19 protein-coding genes are annotated in these 17,241 nt (G+C 57.4%); 14 read left to right on the forward strand and 5 right to left on the reverse strand.

All coding sequences use genetic code 11. The features are described 5' to 3' along the window. Nucleotide 1 precedes the first annotated feature (1 nt). From INR77_RS07175 to INR77_RS07230, 12 genes are all read left to right on the forward strand, one after another. On the forward strand, nt 2-286 hold the full coding sequence (locus tag INR77_RS07175; RefSeq protein ID WP_223073197.1) for an NAD(P) transhydrogenase subunit alpha: 285 nt from the start codon (nt 2-4) through the stop codon (nt 284-286). Continuing rightward, complete coding sequence (locus tag INR77_RS07180; protein ID WP_370632308.1) at nt 286-1,743, forward strand: NAD(P)(+) transhydrogenase (Re/Si-specific) subunit beta; 1,458 nt, start codon at nt 286-288, stop codon at nt 1,741-1,743. Before INR77_RS07175 ends, INR77_RS07180 begins: the two co-directional genes overlap by 1 nt. 1 nt (nt 1,744) lies before the next feature. Beyond that, nucleotides 1,745-2,110 (forward strand): hypothetical protein, encoded by a 366-nt coding sequence (locus INR77_RS07185; RefSeq protein ID WP_223073198.1) that lies wholly within the window; start codon nt 1,745-1,747, stop codon nt 2,108-2,110. Nucleotides 2,111-2,176: 66 nt separating this feature from the next. Next, a complete protein-coding gene (locus INR77_RS07190; protein ID WP_223073199.1) occupies nt 2,177-3,382 on the forward strand; it encodes a parallel beta-helix domain-containing protein in 1,206 nt (401 codons plus the stop codon). Beyond that, on the forward strand, nt 3,379-4,455 hold the full coding sequence (locus INR77_RS07195; protein ID WP_223073200.1) for an SO2930 family diheme c-type cytochrome: 1,077 nt from the start codon (nt 3,379-3,381) through the stop codon (nt 4,453-4,455). Before INR77_RS07190 ends, INR77_RS07195 begins: the two co-directional genes overlap by 4 nt. Next, on the forward strand, nt 4,452-5,456 hold the full coding sequence (locus INR77_RS07200; protein ID WP_223073201.1) for an alpha/beta fold hydrolase: 1,005 nt from the start codon (nt 4,452-4,454) through the stop codon (nt 5,454-5,456). The genes INR77_RS07195 and INR77_RS07200 overlap by 4 nt, the downstream gene beginning before the upstream one ends. Before the next feature lie 156 nt (nt 5,457-5,612). Next, entirely contained in the window at nt 5,613-6,290 is a 678-nt protein-coding gene (locus INR77_RS07205; protein ID WP_223073202.1) for an aspartate/glutamate racemase family protein, read from the forward strand. A gap of 331 nt (nt 6,291-6,621) precedes the next feature. Continuing rightward, nucleotides 6,622-7,827, forward strand: a complete 1,206-nt coding sequence (locus tag INR77_RS07210) for a deoxyguanosinetriphosphate triphosphohydrolase (RefSeq protein WP_255573979.1) — start codon at nt 6,622-6,624, stop codon at nt 7,825-7,827. Then, nucleotides 7,820-8,545: an NAD(P)H-binding protein gene (locus tag INR77_RS07215; protein WP_223073203.1), complete on the forward strand. Its 726-nt coding sequence runs from the start codon at nt 7,820-7,822 to the stop codon at nt 8,543-8,545. The genes INR77_RS07210 and INR77_RS07215 overlap by 8 nt, the downstream gene beginning before the upstream one ends. A gap of 15 nt (nt 8,546-8,560) precedes the next feature. Then, complete coding sequence (locus INR77_RS07220; RefSeq protein ID WP_223073204.1) at nt 8,561-9,013, forward strand: ABA4-like family protein; 453 nt, start codon at nt 8,561-8,563, stop codon at nt 9,011-9,013. A gap of 110 nt (nt 9,014-9,123) precedes the next feature. After that, nucleotides 9,124-10,686, forward strand: coding sequence for a long-chain-fatty-acid--CoA ligase (locus tag INR77_RS07225; RefSeq protein ID WP_223073205.1), 1,563 nt, complete (start codon nt 9,124-9,126; stop codon nt 10,684-10,686). A 38-nt stretch (nt 10,687-10,724) separates the two neighbouring features. Continuing rightward, nucleotides 10,725-11,363 carry a DUF938 domain-containing protein gene (locus tag INR77_RS07230; RefSeq protein WP_255573980.1) on the forward strand — a complete coding sequence of 213 codons (639 nt, stop codon included), beginning with the start codon at nt 10,725-10,727 and terminating at the stop codon, nt 11,361-11,363. Nucleotides 11,364-11,465: 102 nt separating this feature from the next. On the opposite strand, the gene INR77_RS07235 is transcribed toward INR77_RS07230, so the two are convergent. The 3 genes from INR77_RS07235 to INR77_RS07240 all read right to left on the reverse strand — a co-directional run bounded on the left by INR77_RS07235 (nt 11,466) and on the right by INR77_RS07240 (nt 12,839). Then, complete coding sequence (locus INR77_RS07235; protein ID WP_223073207.1) at nt 11,466-11,615, reverse strand: entericidin A/B family lipoprotein; 150 nt, start codon at nt 11,613-11,615, stop codon at nt 11,466-11,468. A 111-nt stretch (nt 11,616-11,726) separates the two neighbouring features. Then, nucleotides 11,727-11,855 (reverse strand): hypothetical protein, encoded by a 129-nt coding sequence (locus INR77_RS15890; RefSeq protein WP_255573981.1) that lies wholly within the window; start codon nt 11,853-11,855, stop codon nt 11,727-11,729. Nucleotides 11,856-11,900: 45 nt separating this feature from the next. Next, complete coding sequence (locus tag INR77_RS07240) at nt 11,901-12,839, reverse strand: DMT family transporter (protein ID WP_223073208.1); 939 nt, start codon at nt 12,837-12,839, stop codon at nt 11,901-11,903. 90 nt (nt 12,840-12,929) lie between these two features. Between INR77_RS07240 and INR77_RS07245 the strand changes: the two genes are divergently transcribed. Then, on the forward strand, nt 12,930-13,181 hold the full coding sequence (locus INR77_RS07245; protein WP_255573982.1) for a hypothetical protein: 252 nt from the start codon (nt 12,930-12,932) through the stop codon (nt 13,179-13,181). Between the two features lie 200 nt (nt 13,182-13,381). Here the strand turns inward: INR77_RS07245 and INR77_RS07250 are convergent, their stop codons facing one another. Next, on the reverse strand, nt 13,382-14,929 hold the full coding sequence (locus INR77_RS07250; protein ID WP_223073209.1) for a CpaF family protein: 1,548 nt from the start codon (nt 14,927-14,929) through the stop codon (nt 13,382-13,384). A gap of 273 nt (nt 14,930-15,202) precedes the next feature. Here INR77_RS07250 and INR77_RS07255 point away from each other — a divergent pair, with 273 nt between their 5' ends. Then, nucleotides 15,203-16,492, forward strand: a complete 1,290-nt coding sequence (locus INR77_RS07255) for a lipopolysaccharide biosynthesis protein (protein WP_223073210.1) — start codon at nt 15,203-15,205, stop codon at nt 16,490-16,492. On the opposite strand, the gene INR77_RS07260 is transcribed toward INR77_RS07255, so the two are convergent. Continuing rightward, complete coding sequence (locus tag INR77_RS07260; protein ID WP_223073211.1) at nt 16,493-17,227, reverse strand: class I SAM-dependent methyltransferase; 735 nt, start codon at nt 17,225-17,227, stop codon at nt 16,493-16,495. Between the last annotated feature and the right edge of the window lie 14 nt (nt 17,228-17,241).

Consider the following 17,241-nt stretch of genomic DNA (forward strand, 5'->3'; position numbering starts at 1 on the left):
CATGGATTTCATCAGCATTCTATCGATCTTCGTGCTGGCGTGTTTCGTCGGCTATTATGTGGTCTGGTCGGTGACGCCTGCGCTGCACACGCCGCTTATGGCTGTGACCAACGCGATTTCTAGCGTCATCATCGTGGGCGCTTTGATCGCAGCAGCAGAGGCGACCAGCCCGCTTGCGAAGTACCTTGGCCTTGCGGGGGTTGTGATGGCCTCAATCAACATTTTCGGCGGCTTTGCCGTGACCGAGCGTATGCTCGCCATGTATAAGAAGAAGGAGAAGAAATAATGAGCTTCGACCTTCTTGCAGCCGCCGCTGACGCAGCGGGCGGTACTCCTGCATGGGCCATGCTTGCATATCTTGCAGCTGGCGTATTCTTTATCCTCGCGCTTCGCGGACTTTCTTCGCCTGCGTCCAGCCGTGCGGGCAACCGCAATGGCATGATCGGAATGGCGATTGCGTTGGTGACGACGCTTGTCACCCATGACATTGCCAATATCGTCGAGATCGGCATTGCAATCTTCATCGGCGCGATTGTCGGCGTGACCATTGCGCGCAAAATCGCGATGACCGCGATGCCTGAGCTGGTGGCCGGATTTCACAGTCTTGTGGGTCTTGCTGCCGTGGTCGTGGGTCTTGCCGCATGGCTTAACCCCGGCGCTTTCGGAATTCTTGATGCAGCGGGTCAAATCCTGATCGTCAGCCGGATTGAACTCGGCCTTGGTATCGCAATCGGTGCGATCACTTTCTCTGGCTCGGTTATCGCCTTCTTGAAGCTGTCTGGCCGGATGAGCGGTTCGCCGATCCTTCTGCCAGCACGCCACATCATCAACCTCGGCACGCTTGCGGCGATCCTTGGCCTTATCGCGACTTACGCGATGAGCGGTGCTGGTGGGCCGGGTGAAGGGATGTTGATCGTCTGGATCACCATTCTCGCTTTCATCATCGGCTTCCTGCTTATCATCCCGATTGGCGGGGCCGATATGCCGGTGGTCGTGTCGATGCTGAACTCCTATTCGGGTTGGGCCGCAGCAGCGATGGGTTTCACCCTCGGCAACAGCGCTATGATCATCACTGGTGCGCTTGTGGGCTCTTCTGGTGCGATTCTGTCTTACATCATGTGCCGCGCGATGAACCGCAGCTTCATCAGCGTGATTGCTGGTGGTTTTGGTGCTGACGCGGGTGCGGGCGGTGGCGGCGAAGCGCGCGAGCAGCGTCCTTACAAGCAAGGCTCTGCTGACGATGCGGCCTTCATGCTGGAACAGGCAGAGAAGGTTATCATCATCCCCGGATACGGCATGGCGGTAGCACAGGCTCAACACGTGCTGCGTGAAATGGCCGATGCGCTTAAAGAGAAGGGCGTTGAGGTTAAATATGCGATCCACCCGGTCGCAGGGCGGATGCCGGGCCACATGAACGTGCTCCTTGCTGAGGCCAATGTGCCTTATGATGAGGTGTTCGAGCTTGAAGACATCAACTCGGAATTCGCGCAGACCGATGTCGCCTTTATCATCGGCGCAAACGACGTGGTGAACCCGGCGGCGAAGACCGACAAATCCTCGCCCATTTACGGGATGCCGGTGTTCGATGTGGACAAGGCAAAGCAGGTCTTCTTCATCAAGCGTTCGATGGGCGGTGTGGGTTATGCAGGCGTTGATAACGACGTGTTTTACATGAACCAGACTGTCATGCTCCTCTCGGATGCGAAGAAGATGGTCGAGGAAATCGTGAAGGCCCTCGACTGATATGGGCCTTCGTCTCCTCGCCATTCTGGTCGCCATCGCTCTTATCGGGGTGGGCGTTTGGGCCTTCACTCGCGATGGCGGCGTACTCCAGAATGTCACCGAGGAGCGGGTCGAGGGCGCATTGCTTGCCAATGGTATGCCGCTTCCCATGGCCGAGTGTATGGCGCCGCGCCTGACCGAGCGGCTTTCGGTTGAGCAGTTGCAAAAGCTGGAGAAGCTCGGCCCTCAAGGCGGCGAGACGGTGATACCCGGCTCGCGCTCGGAGGCGATTGAACGCCTGCGCCGGGTTGAAGACAGCGAGGCCGTTTCGGCGCTGATTGGCACGGCGACTTCGTGCGGGATAGAGCTCATCGGCGAGAACTTCTAAGCGCGAAGGCCTTGCAATCTCTCCCTCGCTTGGCAAACTGTGCTGCGGACGAGAGGGAGACACCACATGATGAGATTGACCGCTACTGCATTGCTTCTGGCAAGCGCTGCACCTGTATGGGCAGAGACGCATACGATCAGCCCGGGTGAGGGCGCGCAGGAGCGGTTGCAAGAGGCGCTGATCCTGGCTGAGCCCGGTGATGAGATCGTGCTCGAAGCGGGTCGCTACACGCTGACCGATGGGTTGTCGCTCGACGTAGACGGGGTCACCGTGCGCGGCGCCGGGATGGATGGAACCGTGCTCGATTTTACCGCCCAAGAGGGTTCAGGCGAGGGGCTGCTGGTTACATCCGACAACGTCACGCTTCGCGACTTCGCGCTGGAAAACCCCAAGGGTGACGGGATCAAGTCCAAGGGCGCAGACAACATCGTCTACTATCGCATCCGCGTGACATGGACCGGCGGTCCCAAGCCGACAAATGGCGCTTATGGCATCTATCCGGTGGAAAGCACGGGCGTTTTGGTCAGCCATTCAGAAGTCTCAGGCGCTTCTGATGCGGGCATCTATGTCGGTCAATCGTCCAAAATTACCGTGCGTCACTCGATCGCTTCCGACAATGTCGCCGGCATTGAGATCGAAAACAGCCGTGACGCGGTGGTCAGCCAGAATTTCGTTACTCGTAATACCGGGGGCATTCTGGTGTTCGATTTGCCAGGTCTTCCGGTGATGGGCGGCGGCAATGTGATGATTGTGAACAATCTGGTGGTCGACAATGACACCGAAAATTTCGCTCCTCCCGGCAATATCGTTGCAGGGGTAAGGCGCGGCACGGGCATCATGGTGATGGCCAACGAGAATGTCTGGATTGAGAACAATATCGTCCAGCGCAATGTCACCGCGCCCTTTATGGTGATCGCTTACACGCAGCCGTACGAGGATGAACGTTACAACCCTTATCCTCGCGAGGTTTCCATCTCGCACAACATCACTGACATTGGCGGGACCAACCCCGATTTTGAGGGCGGGGAGATGCTGATGGCGGCCTTTGGCGGCGCCTTGCCGCCGATCCTTTGGGATGGCCTGTCTCAAGACGAAAACACAGTGGCGCTGCGCACGATTGGCGATGTTCCGGGGTGGTCGCTCAATCTTGAGCGGCAGGGTCAATCGCTCAGCGAAGCGCGGCCCGGTCCACTTGATGTGCCAGCACCCATAAGCCTGACTGAAGCCGATGACTGGGGCGCGCCCGCAGAGCTTGAGGCGCGGATCGGGTGAGGCGCGGCATTGCTCTGTTAGCGGCAGGAGCGCTTGCGCTTAGCGTGTCGATTGCGACGAGCAATGATGCAAGCGCGCTTCCCCCGCCGCGTATCAATGACGAGGCGATCCTTGGCATTGAACAACTCGACGGTGAGGTGCGCGAAATGCCGCGCACGCTTGCCGAATACGGCTTCTTCCTCGATGCCGCGGCGCGCAGTCCGGCACCGGGCCTCATCCCATATGAGCTCAACACACCTCTGTGGTCCGATGGCGCGGATAAGCTGCGCTATATCTATCTGCCCGAAGGCGAGATGCTGGACACCGATGGCGACCTAGACAATCCGGGCTTGCTGCAATTCCCTGTCGGCTCTGCGATTATCAAGACATTCGCTTTCGGGGAGCGTTACGTTGAAACGCGCGTTCTGGTGCACCGCGCCGATGGGTGGGTCGCGTTACCCTATCGCTGGAACCAGGAGCAGACCGAGGCGCGACTTGCGCTGGCGGGGGCGCGGATCCCCATCACTACGCCTTCGGGTGAGGAAATCAGCTATCGCATCCCGAACAAGAACCAGTGCAAGTCCTGCCACTCCAAGGACGGAGAGATCGTGCCTATCGGACCCAAGGTTCGCAACCTTTCATTCAGGTGGCTCACTCGCATGGCGCTTGACGGTCACATCAAGAACATTCTGGTAAAAGATCCGATTGAGGGACCTCTCCCGGTTGGCGGTTCAAGAATGCCAGAATGGAACGATGAGGACGCATCAACCGAAGTCCTCGCCCGCGCCTATCTTGATGTGAATTGCGCCCATTGCCACCAACCGGGCGGTGGGGCGTCCAATTCAGGGCTGGATCTAAGATGGGAGCAGAGCGACCGATTCGCCATTGGTGTCAATAAGCCGCCGGTCGCAGCTGGTAGAGGGGCGGGGGGCCTCCTTGTCTCAATTGAGCCGGGCGCGCCTGAGAGGTCGATCCTCGTCCACCGCATGGACTCTAATGACCCCGGTGTGGCCATGCCGGAACTGGGGCGTTCGACCATCGATAGGAAGGCCGTTGCCCTCATGCGCAAATGGATTTCGGAGATGGGTGAATGAAGTGGGCGCTGCGCATCCTAGGCGTGATTGTGCTGATCGTAGCCGTAGCATTTGCAATATTTCGCACTCCTGACACCGACGCGCAGGCGATGCGCGCAAAATATGGTAGCGAACCATCGCAATTCGTTGAAATCGATGGTGGAACCGTCATTCATCTGCGTGATGAGGGACCAGAGGATGGCGACGCACAAGGGCTTCCCATTATCCTCCTTCACGGCTCCAACGCAGACCTCCACACTTGGGAGCCCTGGGCAAAAGAGCTTGCCAAAACCCGCCGCGTTATCCGCTTCGATCAAGTGTCCCACGGTCTAACCGGGCCTGACCCGGACGGCGATTATTCACGCGAAAACTTCACCAGCGATGTGATCGAAGTAGCGGACGCGCTCGGCGTCGAGCGTTTCATCCTCGGCGGCAATTCCATGGGCGGCAAACACGCGCTTGGTGTTGCCAGCCTTTATCCCTCCCGCGTCGCAGGGCTTATCCTCGTCGACGGCAGCGGCGCGCCTCAGGACGAGGTGGAGGCCATGATGGACCCGGCTAAAGTGGAAGAAGACGATGGCGGAAACATCGGCTTCGCAATCGCCCGAATGCCCGGCGTGAACCTTCTGGCACAGCACATCACGCCGCGCTCACTCATCAAACAGAGCCTTGAACAAAGTGTTTCAAACCAAGCAGTTGTCACACAGGAGGCGGTGGATCGCTATTGGGAACTCTTGCGCTATCCAGGCAACCGCGCCGCCACAATGGAGCGGTTTGCAACCGAGTATGAGCCGCTAACCAAGGATCAAATCGCCGCCATTGCAGTGCCGACGCTCATCCTGTGGGGTGAAGAGGACCGCCTGATCCCGGTGGAGGCAGGGGAATGGCTGAACCAGGCAATGCCGAACAGCGAGCTGGTAATTTATCCAGCCATTGGACATCTGCCGCATGAAGAGGCGGTCGATGCAACCCTAAGCGACGTGCAGCGCTGGCTCGATAGCATGGAGAAGCCCGCGTCGTAATTTGCGCGTTCACCATTCAAGCACCTACACACAAAAACAATTTTTGACCCTATGGACGAGGGACGCTCTGCCTCGCTAAGCTTCGATTTTACGTGACATTCCATTAAAGATTCGAAGGTACAGCTGTTTTGCGCAAACTTGGCATGATCGGGCGGGATGAGCTGGGTCTCAACCGGGATTTATTACGACCGGATCAACCGCATCGTGCAACGCCGCGCGGCACCTATGGCATCAGCGCCGCTGTTGATCGAAAGCCTCGATTTTTGTGAGCTTTATGCCCTTCGCGAAGAGAAGGATTGGCAACGCGCGGCCCAAATCCTGAGCGAGAGCGCCAAACGCCTCGAAGGGGCGGGGGCAGGGGCGCTTATTATCAACGCCAATTCCATGCATAAAGTGTATGATGATGTGGCCCAAAGCGTTGGTATCCCCATCCTTCACATCGCCGATTGTGTCGGTAAGGCCTTGAAGGATGCAGGATGCGAAAGCGCAGCATTGCTCGGCACGCGCAATGTGATGACCGAAAGCTTCTATCGCAAACGGCTTGTCGCGCACGGTGTGGATCTTCTGCCGCCCAATATGACCAATGTCGATACCATGGACTCGATCATCTATGATGAGCTGATGGTGGGTAAAGTCACCCGCGATGCAGAGCGCAAGATGAAGACAATCATCACCAATAAATCGCAAGAGGGCGCGCAGGCGATTGTGCTTGCCTGTACCGAGCTCGACCTGATCGTTGATGTCGATGCCAATGTGTTGCCGGTTTTCGATTCAACCCGCATCCATTGCCAAGCGGCCGCAAACTGGATCCTCGACGACGAACTTGAAGATTAGCACTCAGTCTGTCGCTACAGAAGAACGCTTCATCGCTTGCGCGATCTTTACGGGGTGGCTTTTTACACTTGTGTGACTACTCGCGCCTTAGTTCTTGCCGACATAGAAATGAGCAAGACGCGGGTCTCGGGTCGCGCCGATGACCCAAGAGCGGTAACGCTCTTGGGACCGCCTACCACCCCCCATTGCACCCGGTAGGCGGTCCCATTTTTTCCCAATTCGCATTTATGGAACATCGCCTTCCCAGCGCGCGAGGCTGTCCACGATAATCATATCACGTTGCCGATCTGTTCCCGTTGAGCCGCGCTTTGCGCTCGCTTAAGCGGGGTTCGTGCCGAACGAAGCGATTTCCAGAGCGCCTTTTGCTGCCGATCCCTTTGCCCATGGGGGGCGTGAGTTTGCCCGTCTTGCGGAAAACGGGCCCCCGGAACCTGTAACAGCATCAGAGCAACGCGGGCCGCGCACCGATTTTCAGCGCGACCGGGACCGTATCATCCACTCGATGAGCTTTCGCCGTCTCAAATCAAAGACACAGGTATTCATCGCTCCCGATGGGGACCACTATCGCACAAGGCTCACTCACAGTGTTGAGGTGGCTCAGATCGGACGAGTTCTGGCTCGCGCTTTGAGAGTGGACGAAGACCTGACCGAAGCCTTGTGTCTGGCGCATGATCTTGGCCACCCGCCTTTTGGTCATGCAGGCGAAGACGCATTGGCGGAGGCGATGGCGGATCATGGCGGGTTTTGCCACAATGCCCAAACACTGCGCACGGTCATGCGCCTTGAGAGCCCTTATCCTTCCCACGAGGGATTGAACCTGACGTGGGATTTGCTTGAGGGTCTGGCCAAGCACAATGGCCCGGTGAGCGAACCAAACTGGGCGCTTGCCGAATTGAACGACGCATTTGCGCTTGACCTTGGCTCTTATGCTTCGATTGAGGCTCAAATTGCGGCGGTCGCTGACGACATTGCCTATGACAATCACGACATCGACGATGGCCTTCGCGCAGGCTTCTTGACGCTTGACGACCTGATGGAACTCGATTTCCTCGCAGATCAATGGCGCACGGTCGAAAAACGCTTTCCCAGCGCGCCCCAGGACCGCTTACTGCGCGAACTTATTCGGGATCAGATTGGGTTGATGGTGAACGATGTGCTGGAGCACACTAGGACGCAAACGAATGGCTTTGAAAGCGTCGCCGAGGTGCGCGCGGCGGGGCGTCAATTGGCGGGGTTTTCGCCCGACATGGCAAAGCAGGAGCGCGAACTGAAAGCCTTTATGTACGAAAAGCTGTATTATCACCCAGAACAAGTATCCGCCGCCGACCATGCCCGCGATGTGATAGCGCGTTTGTTCGATGCCTATTCCAATGATCCAAAGCTTATGCCCGCCGATTGGCAGGCGCGCTTGAGCGAGAATGAACCCCAACACTCGCGCACGATCACCGATTTTATCGCCGGGATGAGCGACCGTTTCGCCATGCGAGAGCTTTCGCGCATCAGCGGCGATGTCCCGCAAGGGCTTATCAATGTCTGATGCCTCCGCCCGTCCCAGCGGGCCCATCCGTATCGGTCTTGTCGGTGCAACAGGGCTCATCGGTCGCCGCTTAATTGCGCTTTCAAGCGCTGGCGATGAGGTGCGCATGGTTGGCGTTGCCCGGCGCGAGGCGAGCTTGCCGAAAGGTGCCAAGGTCGAGATGTTCGTCGCCGATCCTGATAAATGGGGCGAGGTGCTTGAGGCGGTCAAACCCGCTGCACTCATTTGCGCGCTTGGCACCACATGGAAGAAGGCTGGCCGCGATGAAGCCGCCTTTCGCGCTGTTGATTATGATCTGATCGTCAACACGGCGAAGGCTGCGCACAAGGTCGGCATACCCAACTTTGTCATGGTCAGTTCGTCGGGCGCTGATGCAAGGTCGAAAAGCTTTTATATGCGCACCAAGGGCGAGGCAGAGGATGCGGTATCGCGGATCGGCCTCAAGCGTGTCGATATTCTACGCCCAGGCCTTCTCAAAGGTTCGCGCATTGACGATCTGCGACCGCTCGAAGCCATAGCCCAGATCGCAAGTCCCGTGCTTGATCCGCTTTTGCCGAGCAAATGGTCGGGCTATCGTTCCATCGACGCAGACATTGTATGCGAGGCAGCGATGGGGCTGGCTTTGCGCAAAGCGTCAGGACGCTTTACCCACGATAACGACGCAATCAAACGCGCCGCGCGTGAATGGCGCGCGAAAACTTCGCCGCAAGACGAGTAACGAGGGGAGCCAGAGATGGATTGGAGTACCATTTTTTCAGCCGCCAATGTTTTGGCGATGATCGCTTGGGGCGTGCTTATATTCCTTCCGCGCCATCCGACTGCCTTGGCCGGCGTCCTGTATCTTGGCGTGGGGCTTTTGTGCATGGTTTATGCCGTGGCGCTTGGCGGAGTGCTTTCAGGTGTTATCCCGGCTGGCGAGGGCGGCTCTGGTGCGAACTTCACATCTATCGAAGGTGTGCGCGACATTTTCGCAAGCGACGGCGGCGTGACAATCGGCTGGGTGCATTATCTCGCCTTTGACCTGTTCGTCGGCCTTTGGATTGCGCGCGATGCCGATGCAAAGTTTGTCTCACGCTTTATTCAGGCCCCGGTCTTGGCTCTAACATTCATCGCCGGACCGGCTGGATTATTCCTATGGCTCATCATCCGCGAACCTCGTGCCCGTGCCAAAGGGCGCTGGAATTAGATTTCGGTTGCAAGGATGCAACTTTACGCAAATCTCCTCAGTAAAAATATGGACGGGCTCAGGATATTTGCCTAGCTTCTCCCGCGAGAGAACTTTGGGGAGAGCAAGGAATGGCGACTGGAGCCACCGCTGACTATCTGTCGTTTGATGAATTTTTGAAGCACTGGGGCGAAGTTGCGCCTGACCGTACCGCGCTTGAGATGGACGGGCGGATCACAACTTACGGCGAAGCTGAGAAACTGACGCGGCAACTGATTGCGTTCTTTGCCGAAAACTCAGTTGGACGCGGTGACAGGATCGCGTGGCTGGGCAAGAATTCGGACCGTTATTTCCTTCTCCTCTATGCCGCAGCCCGTATTGGGGCCGCAATGGCACCGGTGGGTTGGCGTCTCGCTCCGCCTGAAATCGCCTATATCCTTAAGGACACTGGTGCAAAGCTGTTGTTCGTTGAGGAAGGCTTCATCGATACGGCAAGCGAAGTTACAGGCGCGATGGACCCCCCCCCGCGCGTGTTTGAGGCTGAAGCAGCATTTCGTGCTGCTGAGGGGATGGAGCCAGCAAGCTATGAGCCTGCTGATTTGGATGATGCCATCCTGCAACTTTACACATCGGGCACGACTGGCAATCCGAAGGGTGTAGGTCTTTCCAACCGCAATATGTTCTCCCTGCGAAAGCCCAGCGTTGAGGAGGATCAACCTTGGCAGCAATATGAAGAGACAGATTGTATTCTTGCCGCCATGCCATGCGCGCATATTGGTGGGACTGGGCTCGCTGCGATTGCGATGTCCAATGGCGTCCGGGCGCAGGTTCTTCCCGAATTCACGCCTGACGGTGTCCTTCGCGCCATCCAGAACGGGGCGACGCATATGTTCCTCGTGCCTGCCGCTATCCAGTTTGTGATCCAGCACCCGCTCGCGAAAGAAACCGATTTTTCAGGCCTTCGCTATCTCATGTATGGCGCAGCGCCCATGCCATTGGAGCTGTTGAAGCAAACCGTTGCCACTATGCCGGGCGCTGGGCTCTTGCAGGTTTACGGTATGACTGAAACCTGCGGCACGGTGACGATGTTGCCGCCCGATGATCACTCGCTTGAAGGCAATGAGCGGATGCGTTCGGCGGGTAAGGCTGTTCCCGGCGTAGAAATTCAGATCCGCGGCGAAGACAACAAAGAGGTTGAGCGCGGCGAAATCGGTGAGATTTGCATCAAATCCCCGTCCAATACTGCCGGCTATTGGAAGCTTCCTGAAGCCACGTCGAGCACGATTGATGCCGATGGCTGGCTGCACACCGGTGATGCCGGGATCATGGATGCAGATGGCTATGTCTACATTCAAGACCGGATCAAGGACATGATCATCTCAGGCGGCGAGAATGTCTATCCCGCTGAGGTCGAGAGTGCGATTTATGGCCACCCGGCGGTCGCCGAAGTCGCAGTGATCGGCATTCCATCCGAGCAATGGGGCGAAGAGGTGAAGGCGTGCTGTGTGCCAAAGCCGGGAATGGAGATCGATGCAGGCGATGTGATCGCCTATGCGCGCGAGAGGATCGCCGCATTCAAAGCACCCAAGAGCATTGATGTGATCCCGGAAATGCCGCGCAATGCTTCTGGCAAAATCCTGCGCCGCCAATTGCGCGCGCCTTATTGGGAAGGGCAGGACAGGCAGGTCAGCTAGGCTAAGTTGAGCGCGCTACTATGCCAAGCCCAACCAGCATGGACGATATCAGCGAGCATGGAGCCAAGCGCCATGCGCCAGCGACTTTGCGCAATCGCGAGGCTATTGCGCGCGTCCTCTCCGCAGAACTCCCTAAAAAAGGGACGGTGCTGGAAGTCGCCAGCGGTTCTGGAGAACACGTAGTCTTTTTTGCGAAAACCTTCCCGCACCTCGATTGGCTGCCCAGCGACCCGGATTTGGATGCCCAAAATTCGATCAGGGCTTATACTAAGGAGTATGAGGGAACCAACTTAAGGGACGTTACGGGTATCGATGCAAGCGTGCCTAAGGCGTGGGCAATACCCCATAAAATTGCCGCTACCGTGTGCATCAACATGATTCACATCAGTGCCTACGCTTCGTGCACTGGTCTATTCGCAGGCAGTGCGCGGCTCGCTGAACAAAGCTCCGGCGGCTCAGGGTTTCCCCTGATCCTCTATGGTCCGTTTTTTGAGCATGGGGTGGCACCAGCGGAATCGAACCTTGCCTTCGATTTGAGCTTGAAAGCTCGAAATCCGAATTGGGGCATTCGTGATGCTGAAAAAGTGGACGCGACCGCACGCGCGCACGGTTTCGAGCGAGCAGCTCGATATGAGATGCCCGCGAACAATTTGATGCTGATTTATCGTAAAGCTTAAGTCAGCTTGAGGCTGAAGCTAAAGCGAGCTTGAGGCTCAAGCTAAAGCGAGATTGAGGGGGAGAATGTCGACTTCAAGCCAGCTTTAAGGGAAGGGTGAAGCTCAATTGCCCTTGATGACATCTTCCCCGGCCTGTCCCACAGATTCAATGTCGCGGCCAACGCCCTTGACTGTGTTGCACGCAGCGGTCGTGATTGTGACTGCACCAAGGACAATCGCAAGGACGGCTTTTTGAGTGGTCGAACGGTTCATTTGGTAGCTCCTTATCCCGATCACATTATCCGAAACTTCCTGTGTACCCTACATTAAAAAAGGGCCCACCGTTCAGGCGAGCCCTCTTTCGGGTCAGTTTACCCCTCAACTTCAAGTCTCTTCGTCAACCGCATCAGCGGCGGATTTGAGATCGTCGCCAGCGCCGCGAACGGTGTTGCAGGCTGCGGCGCTAAGGGTCATTGCGCCAAGCGCGATTGCGATCATTGTCTTGCGGATCATCGGTGGTTCTCCTGTGAAGTACGTCGGTACGATCAGGCTACCCACTCACCGTGCGATGCGTTCCAATTCTTGCCGTTTTATCCGGCGCTCGGCTGCGAGGCGACGTTCGCGCCATGCGATAAGGGCGCCTGCTGCAACGATGAGAGGTGCGCCAAACCACAAGCTTGATGGAGGTGTGCGTTCAAAGACGCTCCATCCATAAAAGGTCGCCCACAAGAGCCCGGTGTAATCCATCAGTAAGATCACGCCCGCAGAGCCAAAGCGCAAACTCGCGGTCAAAAGCATTTGCGCAAGCGCGCCGCACAGTCCCATCGCCAGAATAAGTCCCCAGGTCACTGGATCGTGCGGGACGAAAACGAAAGGCAGGGCAAGCGCCATCAAAGGCGTGGTGAAGGCAGTGAACCAGAAGACGATGCTCCACGGGCTTTCGGTTTTATTGAGATCCTGAATTTGCATACTGATGATCGCAACCCAAAGCGCCGCAAACAAGCCGACGGCCGCGCCAAGCGGATCGATCCCGGTGCCTGCGCCAAGGCCAAAGGCGGGCTGGGTCAGGACAAGAACCCCTGCAAAACCAAGCGCCACCGCGCCCCAGCGATATTTGCCCGGCTTCTCTTTGAACAAGATTACGCCGAGTAACACGGCGAAGAGCGGCGAGGTAAACCCAAGCGCGCTCGCCTCAGCCAGTGGAAGCAGAACGACCGCGCCATATACGAGGAACATTCCGGTGATCCCCATAATCGCACGGTTACCGTGGGCACGCAGACGTTTTGTCTTGAGATCGGAAAGCCTGCCCCAAGCGGCTAGCAATCCGGTGATGCAAACCAATGTGATGAGCTGTCGCCAAAACACCAGCTCTGTTAGAGATGCGCCGCGCGCCTCTGTCACTTTGACCAGCATGGACATGGTCGCAAGCGTGGCTGCAGCCGCCAGTCTGATACCAAGCGCTAGAAAGGGGCGGGGTCGGGCGACTGATCCATCCATTGCTTAAACGCTTTAGGGCGCTTGGACAATTGCGCAATCTTTCCGTTACAAACTTGCCTGCGAACTTGCGTGGTTTGCAACGCTGCCTAAATGGGCGCGATGGAATTGCTGCACGTCTTGACTTTTGCCAGTGATGCCGCGCTGCTTGCCGTGGCGGGCGCGGTGTGCTGGTCATTGGCAGTGGTGTGCCTCATCATGGACCGCCTGCGCGAAAAGCGCCGCTCGGTGGATCGCTTGGAGCGCGTGGGGTTCGTGCCTTGGACGGGGCTGTTCCTTGGCCTAGCCATTATCGGTGGCGGGTGCCTCGCGATGAGCCTGCCGGTTGTGTTGGGGAATTTATAAAAGCGTGCGCTCCTGCGAAGGCAGGAGCCCATCTTGGACCCTTGGAAGCTGGAATCCTGCTTGCGCAGGAGATCACAGGCTGAGAAACACGTTTCCAGATTCGCGAGCAGAAAGCGAGTGCAAGCGCGACAGCGCAAGCCAGTTAGGCCGTAGCCAAGCGAGCCGGATGGCTCGCGCCCGGCGCCTGAGGGCGGCCTGCCTTAAAGGCAGGCTTCTAGGTAAGCCTGGTCAAACCCGAATTGGCGCGCTTTCTCAAGCGTATAGGGACGCAGACCGCTTGAGCGGAATTCGCCCATGATCTTGCCGTCTTCGCTCTCGTCGAGATATTCAAACTTGAACAGCTCTTGGGTCACGATCACGTCGCCTTCCATCCCAATCACCTCGGTGATGTTGGTGGTGCGGCGTGAGCCGTCGCGCAGACGCTTTACCTGAACGATCAGGTCAACCGATTCTGCGATCTGACGCGAAATCGCTTCCTTAGGGATCTTGATGTCGCCCATCAGGATCATGTTCTCCATCCGGCCCAAACACTCGCGCGGGGAGTTGGCGTGGAGCGTACACATGGAGCCATCGTGGCCCGTGTTCATAGCGGCGAGAAGGTCGAAACATTCAGCGCCACGAATCTCACCAAGGATGATCCGGTCAGGACGCATACGCAGGGCGTTTTTCACAAGGTCGCCGATGGTAATCGCGCCTTGGCCCTCAAGGTTAGGCGGGCGCGTTTCGAGCGGCAGCCAGTGCGGCTGTTGCAAGCGAAGTTCGGCGGCGTCCTCGATCGTCAGAACGCGCTCACCCGGGTCGATCATCTTCGACAGCGCGTTGAGCATGGTCGTTTTACCCGAACCCGTACCGCCTGAGATAACGATATTCATCCGGCACGCGCCCGCGATTTTCAATGCAGTACACATCTTCTCCGACATCGAGCCAAATTCCTTGAGCATATCCAAGGTGATCGGTTTCTCGGAGAATTTACGAATTGAGATCGCTGTGCCGCGCAAGCTCAGCGGCGGAACGATGACGTTCACACGAGAGCCGTCTTTCAAACGGGCGTCAGCAAGCGGGGTGGTCTGGTCAACGCGGCGGCCAACCTGGTTCACGATGCGCTGTGCGATCTGGAAAAGGTGCTGCTCATCGCGGAAGCGAATGGGCGCGATAACAAGCTTACCCTTTTTCTCGATATAAGTCTGGTCGGGACCGTTGACCATAATATCGGAAACGTCCGGGTCATTCAGAAGCTCTTCCAATGGACCAAAGCCCAAAAGCTCGTCGATCAGAACTTTTTCGAGAGCAAATTGCTCGCGGCGGTTCAACGTGACCTTCAGCTCGGCCAGCACTTCCATGATGATCGGGCGGAATTCTTCCGACAGCTCTTCTTTGGTAAGTGTCGCGGCCGCTTCAGGATCGACACGCTCGAGAAGGCGCGGGAGAACCTGTTCTTTAATCTTGTGAACGCTGGCCTCAAAACCACCTGCCTCTGCTTCGGCAGCGTTGGTTGCGTTCATGCGTTCCTGCAGGCGATCCATCGCACTTGCGGTCGCATTGCCAGACGAAGGACTGTGCGGGGGAGGGGCGCTTGGTTTTGGAGCTTCAGCGTTGCCGCCCGCTCCAGGCAATGGCGGGAATTGCTCACCACCTTTTGTTTCCTCTGATGCAGGGCTTCCACCCTTCATCGGTCGTGCAACGCCAAAGGCAGGTTTTGCGCCGGGCCTCATGCCGCCTGCGCCACCTTTTTTGCCGAATGCGCTCATTAACTTAGCCCCCAGGCTCAAACTTATTCATCAATTGCTTCTTCGCGAATATCACGAACAGCGTCTCTCGAAATGTGGTGAATAATTCGGAAACCTTAATTTTTCGCCAAGGCCATGCGGTTTGCCTTTCCCGTGCAAATCAAGGGGGTTCCTATCGCTTCAACGGGGGCAGTTGGGCTAGGGCACCTTAGCGCAAATTGAAACGAAGCCTCCTCGTATAAACACCTGTGGCGGTGGCTTGGCGACGAGCGATAGATGAAAGCATCTGGTCCCATGAATAAGTTGCTCATTGCATGGAGCAAATTGGTAAGCGGGAACGCCGCCAATGGCGTCTTGCAATTGGCAATCTTTGCCGTTGCGGCGCAAGCTCTCGAATTGGCGGCATTGGGGCTTTTGATCGTCGTTCAAGCCTATGTCCGCTTTGTTGATGGAATTGTTAATTTCCAATCGGTGAATGTCCTCACTAATTTCATGGCCGGGGCACAGGAAAAGGGCGATGAGCCTCGCCTTCGCGGCCTTGTGAAAGCAGGGCTTTGCGTTGATTTTGGAACAGCGTTTCTTGCGACCTTGGTGGCGATCCTCGCTTTGCCTCTCGCCGCAGATTGGCTCGGTATTACAGGCGACTGGCTATGGTATGCGGGCGCTTATGCGCTGGTAATTTCGACCAGGGCATTTGGTGCAATAGAGGCGGCACTTCGGTGCTTTGATCGCTTCGGCGCGATTTCTCTGCGCCCGGCGTGTTCGTCCCTTGTAATCCTTGCAGGGTCATTGGCCGCTTGGGCCATGAATGCGGGCGCTCAGACATTTTTGCTGATTTGGCTCGTGGGTGAGGCGCTCGCCAATCTGATTTATCTCGGCTGGTCGATGCTGCTGTTGCGCCGTCTTGGAATGGAAAACTTGAGCAGCGCCGATGCGCGCGGCGCGATTGCACAGTCACCGGGCTTCTGGCCGATGATGTGGCAAACCAATGCGACCTTCGGCATCCGGATGTTGAGCCAGGAGGCGGACGTCCTTCTTGCAGGGGCAGTGCTGGGGCCAGCAGCAGCTGGACTTTTACGCGCGGCTAAGAACCTTGCCAATCTGGTCGGGCAGTTAGGCAGGCCTCTGCAACAAATCGCCAGCGCCCCAATTGCGCGCTTTGTTGAGGTTGGCGAACGACAGGCGGCACTTCGTTACGGCGCGAGGATCGCTGGCTTTGCCTTTGCCGCTGGGCTTATCCTTGCAGGCGTGATGTACGTCTTTGCAGAGCCCATCTTGATGATTGGCTTTGGCGCGGACTTTGCCGCAGCCGCCACAATCACGGTGTTGCTTTTCGCAGCGCGTGGGCTCTATCTTTCAGGTGTGACGCTGATGCCCCTGCTCCTTGCGCTCGGGCAAAGCGGCCGTTTTCTAGGCTCGGTTATCGCTGGAACGGTGGCGTTTTTCGCAGTTCTTGTGTGGACTATTCAGCCGCTTGGCCTTGTCGGGATTGGAGCGGCTCACATCGCTTTCGAGCTGGTGTGGGCAGCCTATGGCTGGTGGGTCGCCAGAAACGCTGTGCGTGACACCGCCAAGGCCACCTAATCAGGCCTTTCCAAAGACCTGCTTCACCTTGCGGCTGATCGCGCGCGCGGGCTGTGCGGCCTCTGCGTGGAGATATTGGTCCGGATGCACCAAGTCGAGCATGGCGGACTCTGCGAACCCTTGCGCCTGCAATTTAGCCTCGGCCTCGGAGCCTTGCCGCGCAAAAACCAGCATATTCTGGCGATACCAGAAGGCGATCTCGCTATTCTGCCAGATCAGCGGGCGCACCGGGTCAAACGCGGTGTAGCCGTGGGCTGCAAAATGCTCGGCCCAATAGCTTTGCCATTGTTCGTTCACATGGCCCGTGCCCCCTTGCATCGGGATCGCAGCGGAAAAAAGCACGCAGTCTCCAAGCGCGCAAAGATCACCGACAAAGCTCTTAGCCCGGCTCTCGGCAAGGTGCTCTGCAACCTCCAGCGAGATCACAAGATCAAAGCGCTCCTTGCAGGTCACGCTCTCTTCAAGGTTCATGAAGCTAACCTGCGCCTCATCAAGCACCAGATTGGCCGTCTTTGCCCAGGGCCCTTCAAATCCGTGCACCTTATCAATCCCGAGCTCCTCAGCCACGGCAAGCCATGTGCCGACACCGCATCCGACATCGCTCACGCTCTTGGGTGCGATCCAGCGTTGGACATGGCCCAGGATCAGGCGCGCAGCCGCTCGCGTACGCGCATCGCGGTCAGCGTGAAAGCTGCTGTCGTAAAGGTTGCCCGGAGAAGGAGCTGCGCTCGCCATGGTGTGTGCTCTTT

The organism is Erythrobacter sp. SCSIO 43205, from assembly GCF_019904235.1.
Taxonomy (GTDB): Bacteria; Pseudomonadota; Alphaproteobacteria; order Sphingomonadales; family Sphingomonadaceae; genus Erythrobacter.

What these genes read in the sequence shown, in the direction of transcription:
- INR77_RS07175 (WP_223073197.1), top strand. Translation starts at nt 2, where the DNA reads ATGGATTTCATCAGCATTCTATCGATCTTCGTGCTGGCGTGTTTCGTC.
- INR77_RS07180 (WP_370632308.1), top strand. Translation starts at nt 286, where the DNA reads ATGAGCTTCGACCTTCTTGCAGCCGCCGCTGACGCAGCGGGCGGTACT.
- INR77_RS07185 (WP_223073198.1), top strand. Translation starts at nt 1,745, where the DNA reads ATGGGCCTTCGTCTCCTCGCCATTCTGGTCGCCATCGCTCTTATCGGG.
- INR77_RS07190 (WP_223073199.1), top strand. Translation starts at nt 2,177, where the DNA reads ATGATGAGATTGACCGCTACTGCATTGCTTCTGGCAAGCGCTGCACCT.
- INR77_RS07200 (WP_223073201.1), top strand. Translation starts at nt 4,452, where the DNA reads ATGAAGTGGGCGCTGCGCATCCTAGGCGTGATTGTGCTGATCGTAGCC.
- INR77_RS07205 (WP_223073202.1), top strand. Translation starts at nt 5,613, where the DNA reads ATGAGCTGGGTCTCAACCGGGATTTATTACGACCGGATCAACCGCATC.
- INR77_RS07215 (WP_223073203.1), top strand. Translation starts at nt 7,820, where the DNA reads ATGTCTGATGCCTCCGCCCGTCCCAGCGGGCCCATCCGTATCGGTCTT.
- INR77_RS07220 (WP_223073204.1), top strand. Translation starts at nt 8,561, where the DNA reads ATGGATTGGAGTACCATTTTTTCAGCCGCCAATGTTTTGGCGATGATC.
- INR77_RS07225 (WP_223073205.1), top strand. Translation starts at nt 9,124, where the DNA reads ATGGCGACTGGAGCCACCGCTGACTATCTGTCGTTTGATGAATTTTTG.
- INR77_RS07230 (WP_255573980.1), top strand. Translation starts at nt 10,725, where the DNA reads ATGGACGATATCAGCGAGCATGGAGCCAAGCGCCATGCGCCAGCGACT.
- INR77_RS07235 (WP_223073207.1), bottom strand. Translation starts at nt 11,615, where the DNA reads ATGAACCGTTCGACCACTCAAAAAGCCGTCCTTGCGATTGTCCTTGGT.
- INR77_RS15890 (WP_255573981.1), bottom strand. Translation starts at nt 11,855, where the DNA reads ATGATCCGCAAGACAATGATCGCAATCGCGCTTGGCGCAATGACCCTT.
- INR77_RS07240 (WP_223073208.1), bottom strand. Translation starts at nt 12,839, where the DNA reads ATGGATGGATCAGTCGCCCGACCCCGCCCCTTTCTAGCGCTTGGTATC.
- INR77_RS07245 (WP_255573982.1), top strand. Translation starts at nt 12,930, where the DNA reads ATGGGCGCGATGGAATTGCTGCACGTCTTGACTTTTGCCAGTGATGCC.
- INR77_RS07250 (WP_223073209.1), bottom strand. Translation starts at nt 14,929, where the DNA reads ATGAGCGCATTCGGCAAAAAAGGTGGCGCAGGCGGCATGAGGCCCGGC.
- INR77_RS07255 (WP_223073210.1), top strand. Translation starts at nt 15,203, where the DNA reads ATGAATAAGTTGCTCATTGCATGGAGCAAATTGGTAAGCGGGAACGCC.
- INR77_RS07260 (WP_223073211.1), bottom strand. Translation starts at nt 17,227, where the DNA reads ATGGCGAGCGCAGCTCCTTCTCCGGGCAACCTTTACGACAGCAGCTTT.